The 14,068-nt window shown below is 44.2% G+C and carries 12 protein-coding genes and 1 other RNA gene; 12 read left to right on the top strand and 1 reads right to left on the bottom strand.

Annotation, left to right across the window (positions count from 1 at the left end):
* Positions 1-8 precede the first annotated feature (8 nt).
* From RT269_RS17190 to ssrA, 7 genes are all read left to right on the top strand, one after another.
* Positions 9-1,538 (top strand): ABC transporter ATP-binding protein, encoded by a 1,530-nt coding sequence (locus tag RT269_RS17190; RefSeq protein WP_313184390.1) that lies wholly within the window; start codon positions 9-11, stop codon positions 1,536-1,538.
* Complete coding sequence (locus RT269_RS17185) at positions 1,535-2,569, top strand: ABC transporter permease (RefSeq protein WP_313184388.1); 1,035 nt, start codon at positions 1,535-1,537, stop codon at positions 2,567-2,569. The genes RT269_RS17190 and RT269_RS17185 overlap by 4 nt, the downstream gene beginning before the upstream one ends.
* A complete protein-coding gene (locus RT269_RS17180) occupies positions 2,570-3,511 on the top strand; it encodes an ABC transporter permease (RefSeq protein WP_313184386.1) in 942 nt (313 codons plus the stop codon). It begins immediately after the preceding gene.
* A gap of 236 nt (positions 3,512-3,747) precedes the next feature.
* Positions 3,748-6,006 carry a ribonucleoside-diphosphate reductase subunit alpha gene (locus RT269_RS17175; RefSeq protein ID WP_313184384.1) on the top strand — a complete coding sequence of 753 codons (2,259 nt, stop codon included), beginning with the start codon at positions 3,748-3,750 and terminating at the stop codon, positions 6,004-6,006.
* 46 nt (positions 6,007-6,052) lie between these two features.
* Complete coding sequence (locus RT269_RS17170) at positions 6,053-7,096, top strand: ribonucleotide-diphosphate reductase subunit beta (protein ID WP_100043772.1); 1,044 nt, start codon at positions 6,053-6,055, stop codon at positions 7,094-7,096.
* 106 nt (positions 7,097-7,202) lie between these two features.
* Positions 7,203-8,537 (top strand): H2O-forming NADH oxidase, encoded by a 1,335-nt coding sequence (gene nox / locus RT269_RS17165; protein ID WP_313184382.1) that lies wholly within the window; start codon positions 7,203-7,205, stop codon positions 8,535-8,537.
* Between the two features lie 183 nt (positions 8,538-8,720).
* Positions 8,721-9,063, top strand: a transfer-messenger RNA (tmRNA) gene (ssrA, locus tag RT269_RS17160).
* 628 nt (positions 9,064-9,691) lie between these two features.
* Here the strand turns inward: ssrA and RT269_RS30430 are convergent.
* Positions 9,692-9,871 carry a TraX family protein gene (locus RT269_RS30430; RefSeq protein ID WP_442913827.1) on the bottom strand — a complete coding sequence of 60 codons (180 nt, stop codon included), beginning with the start codon at positions 9,869-9,871 and terminating at the stop codon, positions 9,692-9,694.
* Between the two features lie 285 nt (positions 9,872-10,156).
* Here RT269_RS30430 and RT269_RS17155 point away from each other — a divergent pair, with 285 nt between their 5' ends.
* From RT269_RS17155 to RT269_RS17135, 5 genes are all read left to right on the top strand, one after another.
* The gene (locus RT269_RS17155; RefSeq protein ID WP_313184380.1) at positions 10,157-10,708 is read left to right on the top strand and encodes an AAA family ATPase; all 552 of its coding nucleotides are present in this window, start codon (positions 10,157-10,159) and stop codon (positions 10,706-10,708) included.
* A 330-nt stretch (positions 10,709-11,038) separates the two neighbouring features.
* A complete protein-coding gene (locus RT269_RS17150; protein ID WP_313184379.1) occupies positions 11,039-11,260 on the top strand; it encodes a hypothetical protein in 222 nt (73 codons plus the stop codon).
* A gap of 114 nt (positions 11,261-11,374) precedes the next feature.
* Positions 11,375-11,998 (top strand): hypothetical protein, encoded by a 624-nt coding sequence (locus RT269_RS17145; protein WP_313184377.1) that lies wholly within the window; start codon positions 11,375-11,377, stop codon positions 11,996-11,998.
* A 190-nt stretch (positions 11,999-12,188) separates the two neighbouring features.
* The gene (locus tag RT269_RS17140; RefSeq protein WP_313184375.1) at positions 12,189-12,692 is read left to right on the top strand and encodes a MarR family winged helix-turn-helix transcriptional regulator; all 504 of its coding nucleotides are present in this window, start codon (positions 12,189-12,191) and stop codon (positions 12,690-12,692) included.
* Positions 12,693-12,696: 4 nt separating this feature from the next.
* Positions 12,697-14,068, top strand: a 1,372-nt coding sequence (locus RT269_RS17135) for an ABC transporter ATP-binding protein (protein WP_313184373.1), incomplete at its 3' end; no start/stop codon positions are given.

Raw genomic sequence — 14,068 nt, 5'->3', positions numbered from 1 at the left:
GTATTCATATGCCATTATTGGAAATGAAACATATTACAAAGGCATTTTCCGGAGTGTATGCCAATGAGGATATAACCCTTTCCGTGGAAAAAGGGGAGATTCATGCCCTGCTTGGGGAGAACGGAGCCGGAAAGACCACGCTGATGAACATATTATTCGGCATTTACCAGGCTGATGGCGGGGAAATCTTCTACAAAGGGGAAGCGGTCCGGTTTAAGTCTCCAGCCGATGCCATAAGCCATGGAATCGGCATGGTCCATCAGCACTTTTCTCTTGTAAACCGGATGACAGTGCTTGAGAATATCATTCTGGGATCAGGCGGCAGGAAAGAGGTTCTTAACAGAAAAAAGGCCTCAGAAGAGATCTGCCTGCTGGCGGAAAAATACGGTCTTTTTGTAAAGCCTGATGAACCGGTTTATAGCCTTTCCGTAGGAGAACAGCAGAGGGTGGAGATTTTAAAAGCACTGTATCGAAAGGCGGACCTGCTCATTTTAGATGAACCCACAGGAGTTTTGACCCCTCAGGAAACAGAAAATTTCTTTCATGTATTAAGGCGGTTAAAGGCTGAAGGACATGGTATCATCATCATTACCCATCGCTTGAGTGAGATCATGGCGATCAGCGACAGAGTTACCATTTTAAGGGATGGGAAGGCGGTTAAGGATCTGGTCACATCAGATACCACGCCGGAGGAATTATCTGCCTTTATGATAGGCAGGCCCCTTTCCCCTAAAAAGGTAGACAGGAAAAAGACATCAAAGGAAGCAGCATTAAGACTTGAAGGCGTTTCTTTATCAAAAAAGCGGGCCGGAAAAAAGGCGTTAGATCATATCTGCCTTACGGTTTATAAAGGGGAGATCCTTGGAATTGCCGGAGTGGAAGGAAACGGACAAAAGGAGCTTGCCGAGGTGATCACGGGAATCCGTAAGCATACGGAGGGAACCATCGCATTTGATGGGAAAGCGATTGACAGCCGGTCTGTGAGAGAACGTTTTCATAATGGCATCTCCTACATATCCGATGACCGTCACATGGACAGTCTGGTTGTGGACATGACGGTAACAGAAAATATGATTCTGCGCACCTACAACCGTCTGCCTTTTTCAAAAAAATGGATTCTGGATTATAAAAAGGCGGAGGACCGGGCTTTAGAAGCCATTGAAGAGTATGGAATCCGCACATCGGGAAAAAGCGGGGCCAGGACGCCGGTCAAGCTTATGAGCGGGGGAAATCAGCAGAAGGTGATCTTGTCCCGTGAAATATCGAAAGAGGCCAGTCTCATTGTAGCCAGCCAGCCCACCAGAGGATTGGACATCGGAGCAACGGAATTTGTGCATCAGACTTTGATCAGGCAGAAGAATCAGGGAAAAAGTGTTTTGCTCATTTCAGCCGATTTAGATGAGATCCTTTCCTTAAGCGACCGGATTGCGGTGATGTTTGAAGGACGTATTATGGGGATCCTTAACAGGGATGAAGCGGATGTTTTTAAAATCGGACTTTATATGGGCGGAGTGACGGAAAAAGGAGGAAGGCCATGAACCACATAAAGAAATGGAAGGCAATGGAAGTGACGGAGATCGCGTTCCTTTCCATTGCAATGGCGGCCATCCTTATCATTTTATCAGGGGCCGATCCTCTTACGGCTGGACGGATGTTTTTTAATGGAATCTTCGGCAATGTGAGCGGCTTCGGGGAAGTGTTTGTAAAAGCAACTCCTTTGATTCTCACCGGACTTGGCTGCTCGGTGGCCTTTCGGACCGGCTTTTTTAATATCGGTGCAGAAGGACAATTCTACATAGGAGCTCTTGCGTCTGCCTGGGTGGCATTAAATACCACAGGGGTGACCGGGGTTTTTCGGATCCTCCTTGCCATTGGCTGCGGCTTTCTCTTTGGAGGTTTATGGGCTCTGATCGCAGCCCTATTAAAGGCAAAGCTTGGAATATCAGAAATCATATGCACCATTATGCTTAACTATATTTCCATGAATCTTTTAGGCATTGCAGTCCGCACCTTTCTCATGGATCCGGCGGGAAGCATTCCCCAATCTGAAAAGATAGATGCATCGGTCACGCTTTTGCGTTTCTTAAAGCCAACCAGAGTTCATACGGGCATCTTTATAGCCCTTGGAGCCGTGTTCTTTGTATGGTTTCTCATGGAAAAGACGACCTCAGGCTATGAATTCAAAGCGGTGGGTTTTAATAAACGGGCAGCAGCATGCAGCGGCATTTCTGTGGTGAAGAACATAATCCTGTCAGCGGTGTTAAGCGGAGGCCTTGCAGGAATTGCGGGAGCCGTGGAGGTATTGGGAGTCCAGAAAAAGCTGCTTGAAGGAATATCAGGAGGCTGCGGCTATACGGCAATCCTCATAACTCTTTTGGCCTTTAACCATCCGGGCGGCGTACTTTTGGTTTCCGTTTTATTTGCAGCCTTGGAAGTCGGGGCAAACTCCATGCAGAGGCAGATGGGAGTACCCTCTGCGATCGTAGATTTTCTGATTGGATTTATCGTACTGCTTATACTGGGCAGGGAGCTTCTGACTGGAAAAATGAGAGCAAAGGAGGAGAAATAGATGATGCATCAGATCTTAACCGTCAGCTTTCTGACTGCCTTTTTATCGGCAGCAGTGCGAATGGCTGTGCCTCTTGCCTATGCTGGGCTTGGGGAGACGATATCGGAAAAATGCGGAATACTGAACATCGGAATGGAGGGCGTCATGCTTTCCGGTGCTTTTTTCTCTTTTGCAGGCACATTTTTCTCAGGAAGCATTCTTGTAGGGCTTCTTTGCGGTATGGCGGGAGGAGCGGCTGTCAGCATGCTTCATGGATTCCTGTCTGTCAGGCTGTCCAAGGACCAGTCGGTCAGCGGGATCGCCATTAACATCTTTATACTTGGTGTTACCAGCTTCCTGTATAAACTGATGTCCGGCGGACAGTCCTACCAACAGATCGAGCCTTTGTTAAAAGTGCGGATACCGGTGCTTGCCGGCATTCCGCTCATCGGCAATGCTCTTTTTAATCAGGATATTCTAACTTATCTGATATATTTTCTGGTCATGGGAGTGTCATTTTTTTATAAGAAGACAAACACCGGGCTTTCCTTTGCCGCCATCGGTGAAAGTCCCCGTGCCGCGGATTCAGCCGGGATACCGGTTTACCGGTACCAGTATATCTCCATGGTGTTAAACGGAATTCTGGGCGGGATTGGGGGCGCTTATCTGGTTTTGGTGCAGGTAGGGAACTTTTCGGAAAATATGACCTCCGGACGAGGATATATCGCTCTGGCGGCTGTCATCTTAGGGCGCTATCTTCCCTTTGGAATGTTGGGAGCTGCCTTTTTGTTCGGTGCTGCCAATGCGCTGCAGATCCGTCTTCAGGCAGTGGGAGTTCCCCTTCCTTCCCAGGCATTGTCCATGCTGCCTTACCTGATCACATTAGCGGCCCTGCTGGGTTCCGCCCATAAGAATCATGGGCCGGAAAGCCTTGGAAAGCCTTATGTGCGCGGTGCAAGATAAAAATTTTCCTCTTATTGAAAACGCTTGAAATCTTACGTTGTAAGACTTTAAGCGTTTTTTTAATAATTAATTTTGAAGCAATCGTTTGGTAATAATAAAAACAGAAAGTCATTCGAAAACGAATATTTTGTGCCTTGGTAGTTGTAATTAACTATATGTTGTGGTATATTTTTACATATAAGATCCAATAACAGTTATTGATACTAATATAAAACATGGAATGGCAGGAATTATGAATGGACAAGACAGATGGAAAAAAGGAAATTCTGGAATATTTTAAAGAGGTGCCAGAGCTGGAAGAAGTTTTAGAGGGAATCCGGAAGGATTGGGGTTATGCACCATATGATTTGGAACACCTCTCCGTAAAATTCGCAGGGTTCTGTAAGAAAAGTATGAGCCTGGGAGAACGGTTTAAGGCGCTCATCCAGGCGGCTGTGGAGCTGACGACCCAGGAGGCGCCGAACTGGGAGTATATAGGGGCAAGGCTCTCCATGCTGCGTTATGAAACCAGGTTAAAGGAAGAGCTGGATCGCAGAAAGATTGGAAGCTTTTATGATAAAATCCGTTTTCTGACAGAGGATGGGCTTTATGGGGATTACATTCTGGAGAATTACAAGAAGGAAGAAATTGACCGGTATGAAAGCTATATGGCTCAGAGCAGAAATCATCTGTTTAATTATTCCGGGCTGGAATTGCTGCTTAACAGGTACGTGATCCGCAGCCGGCAGAATGCGCCTTTAGAGTCGCCCCAGGAAATGTTTCTTGGAATTGCCATGCATCTTGCCATGCTGGAAAGGGAGGACCGGGATACCTGGGTAAAACGGTTTTATGATATGCTCAGTACTTTGAAGGTCACCATGGCGACGCCCACCCTCTCAAACGCCAGAAAGCCTTACCATCAGCTTTCCTCCTGCTTTATCGATACCGTACCGGACAGTCTGGATGGCATTTACCGGAGCATAGACAGCTTTGCAAAGGTCAGTAAGTTCGGAGGAGGCATGGGCCTTTATTTCGGGAAGGTACGTGCCGCAGGGAGTGCGATCCGCGGCTTTAAGGGAGCTGCCGGGGGCGTGATCCGGTGGATCAAGCTGGCCAATGACACGGCTGTGGCAGTGGACCAGCTGGGAGTACGGCAGGGAGCCGTAGCGGTTTATTTGGATGTCTGGCACAAGGATCTTCCGGAGTTCCTTACTCTTAAGACCAATAACGGAGACGACCGCATGAAGGCCCATGATGTTTTTCCAGCCGTCTGCTATCCAAATCTGTTTTGGAAGCAGGCAAAGGAAAACATAGAAGGAGACTGGTATTTAATGTGCCCCCATGAGATCCTGACCATAAAGGGCTGGGCCTTGGAGGATTCCTATGGAGCCCAGTGGGAGGAACGATATCTGGACTGTGTGAATGACAGCCGTATCCACAAGCGGATCATTCCCATAAAAGATATCATCCGCCTGGTTTTAAAAAGCGCTGTGGAAACCGGAACCCCCTTTACCTTTAACCGGGATATCGTCAATGAAGCCAATCCAAACAGCCACAGCGGCATCATTTACTGCAGCAATCTGTGTACGGAAATAGCTCAGAATATGAGCGGGGTGGAACAGGTGGACCAGCAGATACAGACCGTGGACGGGGAGACCGTGGTGGTTACCGTTACAAAGCCGGGAGACTTTGTTGTGTGCAACCTGGCCAGTCTTTCCCTGGGGAATATTGATCTTAAGGATACCATAGAGCTTAAGGAGCTTACAAGAAGTGCGGTCCGTGCTTTGGACAATGTCATTGATTTGAATTTTTTCCCCGTACCCTATGCAGAGGTCACCAATCTCCGCTACCGTCCGGTGGGACTTGGAGTAAGCGGATATCATCATATGCTGGCAAAGAACGGGATCTCCTGGGAGTCAGAGGAGCATCTTGAATTTGCGGACAAGGTGTTTGAGGCAATCAATTATGCGGCAATTGAAGCAAGCTGTGATTTCGCCGGGGAAAAAGGAAGGTATGACCTGTATGAAGGAAGTGAATGGCAGACCGGGTCATATTTTGACAAACGGGGATATTGCTCTGAGAAGTGGAACCGCCTTCGGGAAAAGGTGGCAGCCCAGGGCATGAGAAATGGCTGGCTCATCGCCATAGCGCCTACCAGCAGCACCAGCATGATCGCCGGTACCACGGCAGGGCTGGACCCCGTCATGAACCGGTATTATCTGGAGGAAAAAAAGAACGGTCTTGTTCCGCGGGTAGCCCCGGACTTAACGCCGGAAACATTCTGGAAATATAAAAATGCCCATTATATTGACCAGAGATGGTCCGTAAGGGCGGCGGGAGTCCGCCAGCGCCATGTGGACCAGGCCCAGAGCATGAACCTTTATATAACCAATGATTACACCCTTCGTCAGGTGCTGGAGCTATATATCTTAGCCTGGGAAAAGGGTGTGAAAACCATTTACTACGTCCGATCCAAAAGCCTGGAAGTGGATGAATGCGAGGCCTGCTCCAGCTGACAAAACGGCCTGTAATAATAAAACAAGAGAGTGCGGAGAGAACGATATGGAACAATTAAAAAAAAGACCCCTTTTTCATCCGGATGGGGAGATCGAGGTAAGAAAACGGCGGATGATCAACGGTAACACCACAAACCTCAATGATTTTAACAATATGAAATACACCTGGGTCAGCGACTGGTACCGGCAGGCCATGAATAATTTCTGGATTCCAGAAGAAATTAATCTAAGCAGAGACAGGAAGGATTATCCCTTATTAAGTCCCCAGGAACGGAGGGCTTATGATAAGATATTATCCTTTCTGGTGTTTTTGGACAGCATCCAGACCGCGAATCTGCCGGCCCTTGGAGAATATGTGACTGCCAATGAGATCAATCTCTGTCTTTCCATTCAAACCTTTCAGGAGGCGGTGCACAGCCAGAGCTACAGTTATATGCTGGATACCATCTGCGAGCCTCAGACTCGGAATGAGGTGCTCTATCAGTGGAAGAGTGACCCTCATCTTCTTGCGCGCAATACCTTTATCGGGGACCTGTATAATGAATTCCAAAAGGACAAGAGCGCGTTTGCCTTTATGAAGGCGGTTGTGGCTAATTTTATCCTGGAAGGCGTGTATTTTTACAGCGGATTCATGTTTTTCTATAATCTTGGGCGGAATCATAAAATGACCGGCTCCTCCCAGGAGATCCGTTACATCAACAGAGATGAGAACACTCATTTATGGTTGTTCCGCAATATCATTCTGGAACTGGAAAAGGAAGAGCCGGAGCTGTTTACCAGGGAACGGATAGAAGTTTACCGCAGCATGATCAGGGAAGGCTGTGAGCAGGAGATCGCCTGGGGGTGTTATGCCATTGGGGATGAAGTTCCCGGACTTACAAAAGAAATGATTACGGACTATATCATGTATCTGGGGAACTTACGCTGCGCAAGCCTTGGCTGGGAGCGGATTTATGAGGGCCATGACAGAGAGCCGGAAAGCATGCTGTGGGTCAACCAGTACAGCAATGCCAATCTGATCAAAACGGATTTTTTTGAAGCGAAAAGCACTGCATATGCAAAAAGCAGCGCTCTGGTGGATGATCTATAGTAAGTAAAAGTCCGCCTAAAAAAAGTATGTAATTTCGATAATAATAATTGTTTTTATTTTAACGATGTGCTATAATTAAGAAAAACAATTCTTAAGGAGGCTATTTATGGAACGTATTGTAGTAATTGGAGCAAACCATGCAGGGACGGCTGCAATCAATACAATCTTAGATAATTATAAAGACAATAAAGTTGTTATATTTGATTCCAATGATAACATCAGTTTTCTGGGCTGCGGTATGGCTCTTTGGATCGGGGACCAGATTCATTCCTCTGACGGCCTGTTTTATTGCAGCAAAGATGTCTTTGAAAAAAAGGGCGCAAAGGTCTACATGGAAACCAAAGTGGAGCGCATTGATTATGATAAAAAGGTGGTTTTCGCTGAGGGAAAGTACGGCCAGAGATACCAGCAGGAATATGATAAACTGATTCTTGCAACCGGTTCTCTTCCAATTTCACCAGATATTGAAGGAAAAGAACTGGACAACGTTCAATTTGTAAAATTATTTCAGAATGCGCAAGATGTCATTGATAAACTGCATAACAATTCCCTGAAGGATATTGTGGTTGTAGGGGCAGGGTATATCGGCGTTGAACTGGCGGAAGCATTCCGCCGTGTCGGAAAGAATGTTACCTTAATTGACAATATGCACACCTGTCTGTCAAGCTATTACGATCAGGAATTTTCGGATATCATGTCCGAAAACTTATCAAGCCATGGCATTCAGCTGGTTTATAACGAAATCGTGACCAAGCTTGAAGGTAACGGTAAAGTGGAAAAAGTGGTCACTGACAAACATGGATATCATGCCGATATGGTGGTACTGGGAATCGGCTTTAAACCTAACAACCAGTTAGGCAAAGAGGATCTTGACTTGTTCTGCAACGGGGCGTTTCTGGTTGACAAACGGCAGCAGACCAGCCGGCCGGATGTATATGCCATCGGTGACTGTGCCACTGTTTTTGATAACTCCATCCAAAAGACAAACTACATTGCCCTGGCGACCAATGCTGTGCGGTCCGGAATCGTGGCAGCTCATAATGTCTGCGGAACACCCCTGGAATCCATTGGCGTTCAGGGATCCAATGGAATCTGCATCTGGAATCTGAAAATGGTTTCTACAGGAATCACCTATGCAAAAGCCAAAAAGCTGGGGTATGACGCGGCAGCAGTGGATTATGAGGATACTCAAAAACCGGCCTTTATTGATCATGACAATTACAAGGTGAAAATCAGGATCGTATACGATAAGAAGACCCGCATCGTTCTGGGAGCACAATTATGCTCGGAATATGATATTTCCATGGCAATACACATGTTCTCTCTTGCGATCCAGGAGCAGGTAACCATCGACCGGTTAAAGCTGACGGACATTTTCTTCCTGCCTCATTTTAACCAGCCGTATAATTATTTTACAATGGCTGCTTTGCAGGCGAAATAGACTGCAGCAGGCGTGTGCTTTTCCTGCTGTTAAAAAAGATTTTTGTTCTTAAACCAAAAAAAGGAATAAGGTGAATCTTCAGGCAGAATTGCCACAAGGTAATAGCAGCAGGAATTGCGCAGGTCTTGACAATTGATTTTTTTCATGTTAGTATGAGAATGCTCTCCAGAAGAGTACCAGTCAGGGGCAGTACTGGTTTCGACAGGGGCTATGCAGCTGGTGAAGCTATCCGCATGCGATGCGTTAAATGGCAAAACTAAATATAAACGCTAACAATAACGAATTAGCTTTAGCTGCTTAATGCAGCTTGTCGGCCTTAAGGCACTCACACTTTAAGATCCCGGCATCGACTATGTGAGAAACGACGTATGCAAAGCTTTGAGCATTCGGTCGTACTATGAAGCTACTGAAGCTGTCAGGGTGTTAGTTCCCGGGCGGTGGAGGGAATGTCAATAAACTAACTATGATAGTAGAAGAACAGGGAATTGGTTTTTGGACACGGGTTCAACTCCCGTCTGCTCCACTCAATGTAAAAAGCCGTTAAACGCCTTTAAATAAAGGGTTTACGGCTTTTTTATTTATGTAAAATATCCGTTTTGGCTGCTTCAGACCGTTAAAGAGCGCTGTAAAACGTTATATGGTGGGTAGAATTGTGGGTAAAGATGTATTTCGCATGGGTACGTGAGGCAAGAAAATGTAACAATAATTATGGTTGATTTATTCTATATTTTTGTTCTATGTATTTATTAAAAGTATTTATACCAAATGGAATAAACTTGTAGCTAAAGTAAAGATGTGGATTAAAATAATTTCTTCGTGTAATAATATTGCGATTGGAATCTGAGTTAGAAATTTTTGCTCAACCTTGGCTTGGTACACAATATCAAGTTAGGCACATAACATAACCAATAAGATATAAAATTACAATATGAACTGGATAAAATACATATAAAAAAGTGTTTATATCCTCTTCCTTTCTTTCCGTTATATAGTAATAGGGTGGGTAAAGCAGCCAGCATCATCCATTGATAGTTGTCAAATAGTATGTGCTCCAGATTTACTTTAGGAATTGAAAAGTCTGCTAATCGGCAAATTATCTATCTTAATTAATATAACATCAATAATCCCCATAATAATACTGGAAACATATAATCTTAATAGATATTTTTTTCTGTCTTTTGCATAATGCATTGCCAATGCACTGCAATAAAAAAAATGGGTGCTGATAATCTCCCAATCCATCGTAAATAAATAGGCATCCCTGGTATAAATTCTCCGATATGATCTATAGACATCAATATAGCCGCCAATATTTTTAAAGATGTGCTTGTCATTATGCCCCTTTTCCTGATGTTTAATTTATACATGTTTTTGACCATCATTATAAACTATTCCACAAATATGTAGTAATATTATAAAAAATAATATAAATTAAAGGACTCGATAAAGATGAAATTTTAACAGTAAATCAGAGAATTCATATGATTATTTACAAGAGTTCTGTAATTAGGTTTAAATGATATTATACACTGAAACTTAAAACCTTAATATTGATAGTTGGTAAACAAGGTGTTATTCTATTTAAAAAGTAGTTTATATCATACGGGGGGAATGAGTTTATGAAGGTTGTATTTATAATTGGAAGTGCGTCTGTTGGAAAAATGACAGTTGGGCAGGAATTGATGAAAATTACAGACTTACGTTTGTTCCATAATCATATGACAATTGAGCCAGTAATTGAAATTTTTGGTTCCTACAATGGAAGAATAACTTCTCGTTTAAGAGATGTGGTTTTTGAGGAATTTGCAGCATCAAATAATTATGGACTTATTTTTACTTACATGTGGGCGTTTGACCAGAAGTCCGATTGGGATTATATTGAACATGTCAAAGATATATTCAAACCATACAAAACTGAATTTTACTATGTTGAACTTGTCGCTTCAAGGGAAGTACGTTTGGAAAGAAATACAACGGAAAATAGATTGCGAAATAAGGCATCGAAACGGGATATTAATATTTCTAATCAGAGATTGATCGGTGATGATGGAAAATACCGTTTAGTAAGTAATGACGGGGAAATACCGTTTGATAATTACATAAAGATTGATAATTCATATATTTCACCTGATATTGTTGCTCAAAAAATAAAAACTCACTTTCAATTGTAGTACAAAACTTCAAAATTGAATCCACAAAAGCTACTAACGAAATTCTGGCTGGAAAATGCGGATTTGAGCCATATATTCGCACCGCTTGACAGTACCTCATGGTTTGCGGAAAATCTTGTAGCGGTATTTGCAGTTTGTTTCCTGCCGTCTATCTTTCTGGCTCTGAAACCGGCGGATTTCACACCTTGTCTATGTGTCCCATATAATATAGTACAATTAAAGAAAAGAGGGGTGTGAATATGTGCTGTTTTTTCGGAGGCTGCAGAAATAACTGCAGATTCTGCTGTGGATGCTGCAGATGCCGTAATTTCCGCGATCGTGATTGTGAAGGTGAACGTAACGAACGTGAAGAAGAAAGAAGAAGAGCATTCTGTGCTGGATTCAGAGCAGGTTGTAATGATCCAAGGTGCCACTGCTGTCGGCGTGACCGGGATCGGGATCGTGACCGCGATTGTGATCGTGATTTTGAACGTGATTTTGGAGAAGATTTTTGCGAATAGAGATTATAGAAGCGGGGGCCTGCACAAGATACAGGTCTCCGCTTTTACATAAATATCCGGCTGCAGAGGATTATCTATACCGGTCAGATAATGTTATAGACACAATTTCCGGAAATGGTGCATATACTGAATGATATGATAAAAATGTCAAAGGAAATTTGGTACAATGCGTGGGGAGAAAATGTGGCGGAACCGTCTGGCCGTTGAAGCGCAGTATGATCATGGGGTCATCAGGCCTCAGATAAAAGGAATGTACTGTTATATCAGGGCTGCGGAGTGTGAACCTAAAATTACAAGACAGGTCAGGGCAATGGCAGGGCGGGCAGGAATGGATATGGCAGGTGTAGAAAACCGCATAAAATCCAGGGATTCTTATTTTGAAAAGATTCAAAGGAAATACGGCCCTGGCTGCCAGGGATACGAGGTCAAGGACATATTGAGATATACCTATACAGCTCCGGCAGAAGAGCTTGCAGAGAAGGTTTTAATAGCCATGGAGCTTTATTGGGAAGCAGGCTTTCATACGGTTGAAATAAAAAATTACTGGCTTGAAAGGCAGAGTCCTTATAAGGGGATCAACACCACCTTATATTCGCCTTACGGCCAGATTTTTGAATTGCAGTATCATACACCGGAAAGTTTTTCTATAAAGAATGGGGAAATGCATGAATTATACGAAAGACAAAGGCCAATCAAGGACATGAGCAGCAAGGAGTACTTAGAGCTGGGGAATCAGATGATTATGCTGTCCAATGCCATGGAGATTCCCAGGGGCATAGAACGGGTGTAGAATCTTACAGGCAGAGTGGACACAAAAGTTTTTTGGACATGGAATGGAAGTATAAAAATAGGTTATGCTATTAAAAATTCACAAAATTTTCAAAATTTACCGGGTTGCAAACCGGGGAAAATGGTGATATACTGCTACATAGTTAATTAGCTAACTATTAGGAAGCTAACAGAAAGGGGAATGTTTGCAAATGAAACCAATGTGCCCATTCCGGGATAAGGGACTGAAGGGAGATTTTACACCGGCCCACGGCGTGATGGTAAGATATATGAGGATCATGAAGCTGCACCGGTATATTTTGGATGAACGTCTGAAGGAGACAGGGGTATACCGCAGCCAGCATCAGATTCTTATGATGCTTTCCGACCATTCCAATGTATCTCAGAAGGAGATTGCAGAACGCCTTTATGTGTCCACTGCCACCATAGCCGTATCGGTAAAGAAGCTGGAAAAAGGTGGGTACATCACCCGGGTGGTGGATCAGGAGGATAACCGGATGAATAAGCTTTGTCTGACGGAGAAGGGAAAACACACGGTAAAGCATAGCCGGGAATTTTTTCATAGTGTTGAAGAACGGATGTTCCGTGACTTTTCAGCGGAAGAAATGGCTGCTATGGGGCAATACCTGGACCGTGTATATGATAATCTATCTCATCTTCCATTAGAAAAGGACACGACAGAAAGAGAGGATTAATAACTTGAAACGATATTGGAAATATATCAGGCCGTATCTGGGAGCCTTTATACTGGCGCCCCTCTTAATGTTAACGGAAGTAGTTGGCGAGATCATGCTTCCCAGGCTGACGTCCCTGATCATTAACAACGGAGTTGCCACAAGAGATGTGGGATACATTTTAAAAATGGGAGGCAGAATGGTTGCCATCGCTGTTGTCATGGCAGCGGGAGGAATCGGAGCATCCTATTTTTCCTCCAAAGCATCTATTTGCTTTAGCACAGATTTGAGAAAGGATGTGTTTCATAAAGTCCAGCAGTTTTCCTTTAAGAATATTGATGATTTCAGCACAGGGTCATTGGTTACCAGGCTGACCAATGATATCCAGCAGATTCAAAATGTGGTCATGATGAGTCTGCGTCTGCTGTTTAGGGCTCCGGGACTGCTGATCGGCGGCCTTATTATGGCCTATCTCATGAACCGCCAGCTTATGGTAATACTTCTGGTGGTGATTCCTTTGCTGGTCTTTGGTATCTTCTTGATTTTAAAGGCGGCATTTCCTCGCTTTGAGGTAATGCAAAAGAAGATCGACCGCTTAAACTCCGGTGTGCAGGAAGCTTTGACCAATGTGCGCGTCATTAAGTCCTTTGTCAGGGAAGATTTTGAGGAAAAGAAATTTCAGGCCACTAACCGGGATTTAAAGGAAGGCAGCCTTGATGCCATGAAGATTGTTATAATCAGTATGCCGTTGATGATGCTTGCCATGAATGTCACGACCCTTGCTGTGGTCTGGTATGGGGGCAATCTCATTATCGCAGGTAAGATGCCCGTAGGTGATTTAACGGCATTTACCACCTACATCGTACAGATCCTCATGTCCCTGATGTTGTTATCCATGGTATTTTTGCAGGCTTCAAGGGCCATGGCTTCCTTAAGGCGTGTCAGAGAGGTTCTGGATACAGAGATCGATTTGACAGATGAACATGCTTCTGAATTATCAGCCCAGGTTACAAGCGGTAAGGTGGAATTTCGTAATGTTTCCTTCCAGTATGTAAAGGGAATGGATGAAATGGTTTTAAAACACATTAATTTTACTGCAGAGCCTGGAGAAACCATTGGAATCATTGGTTCTACAGGAAGCGGAAAGACTTCACTCGTGCAGATGATTCCCCGCCTTTACGATGCGGATGAAGGACAAGTTCTGGTGGATGGCATTGATGTAAGGGATTATTCCATCAGGAACCTTCGGGAAGGTGTCGGAATGGTTTTGCAGAAGAATGTCCTTTTTTCGGGAACCATTGAAGAAAATCTCCGCTGGGGTGATGAGAATGCCACCATGGAAGAAATCATCCTAATGGCGGAAAACGCCCAGGCCGATGGCTTTGTTTCTAATTGTA

Origin of the sequence: Lacrimispora sp., assembly GCF_032078915.1 — a bacterium.
Lineage (GTDB): Bacteria > Bacillota > Clostridia > Lachnospirales > Lachnospiraceae > Lacrimispora.
Note: the sequence above shows the minus strand (reverse complement) of the source record. Positions and strands in the feature narration are given on the sequence as shown.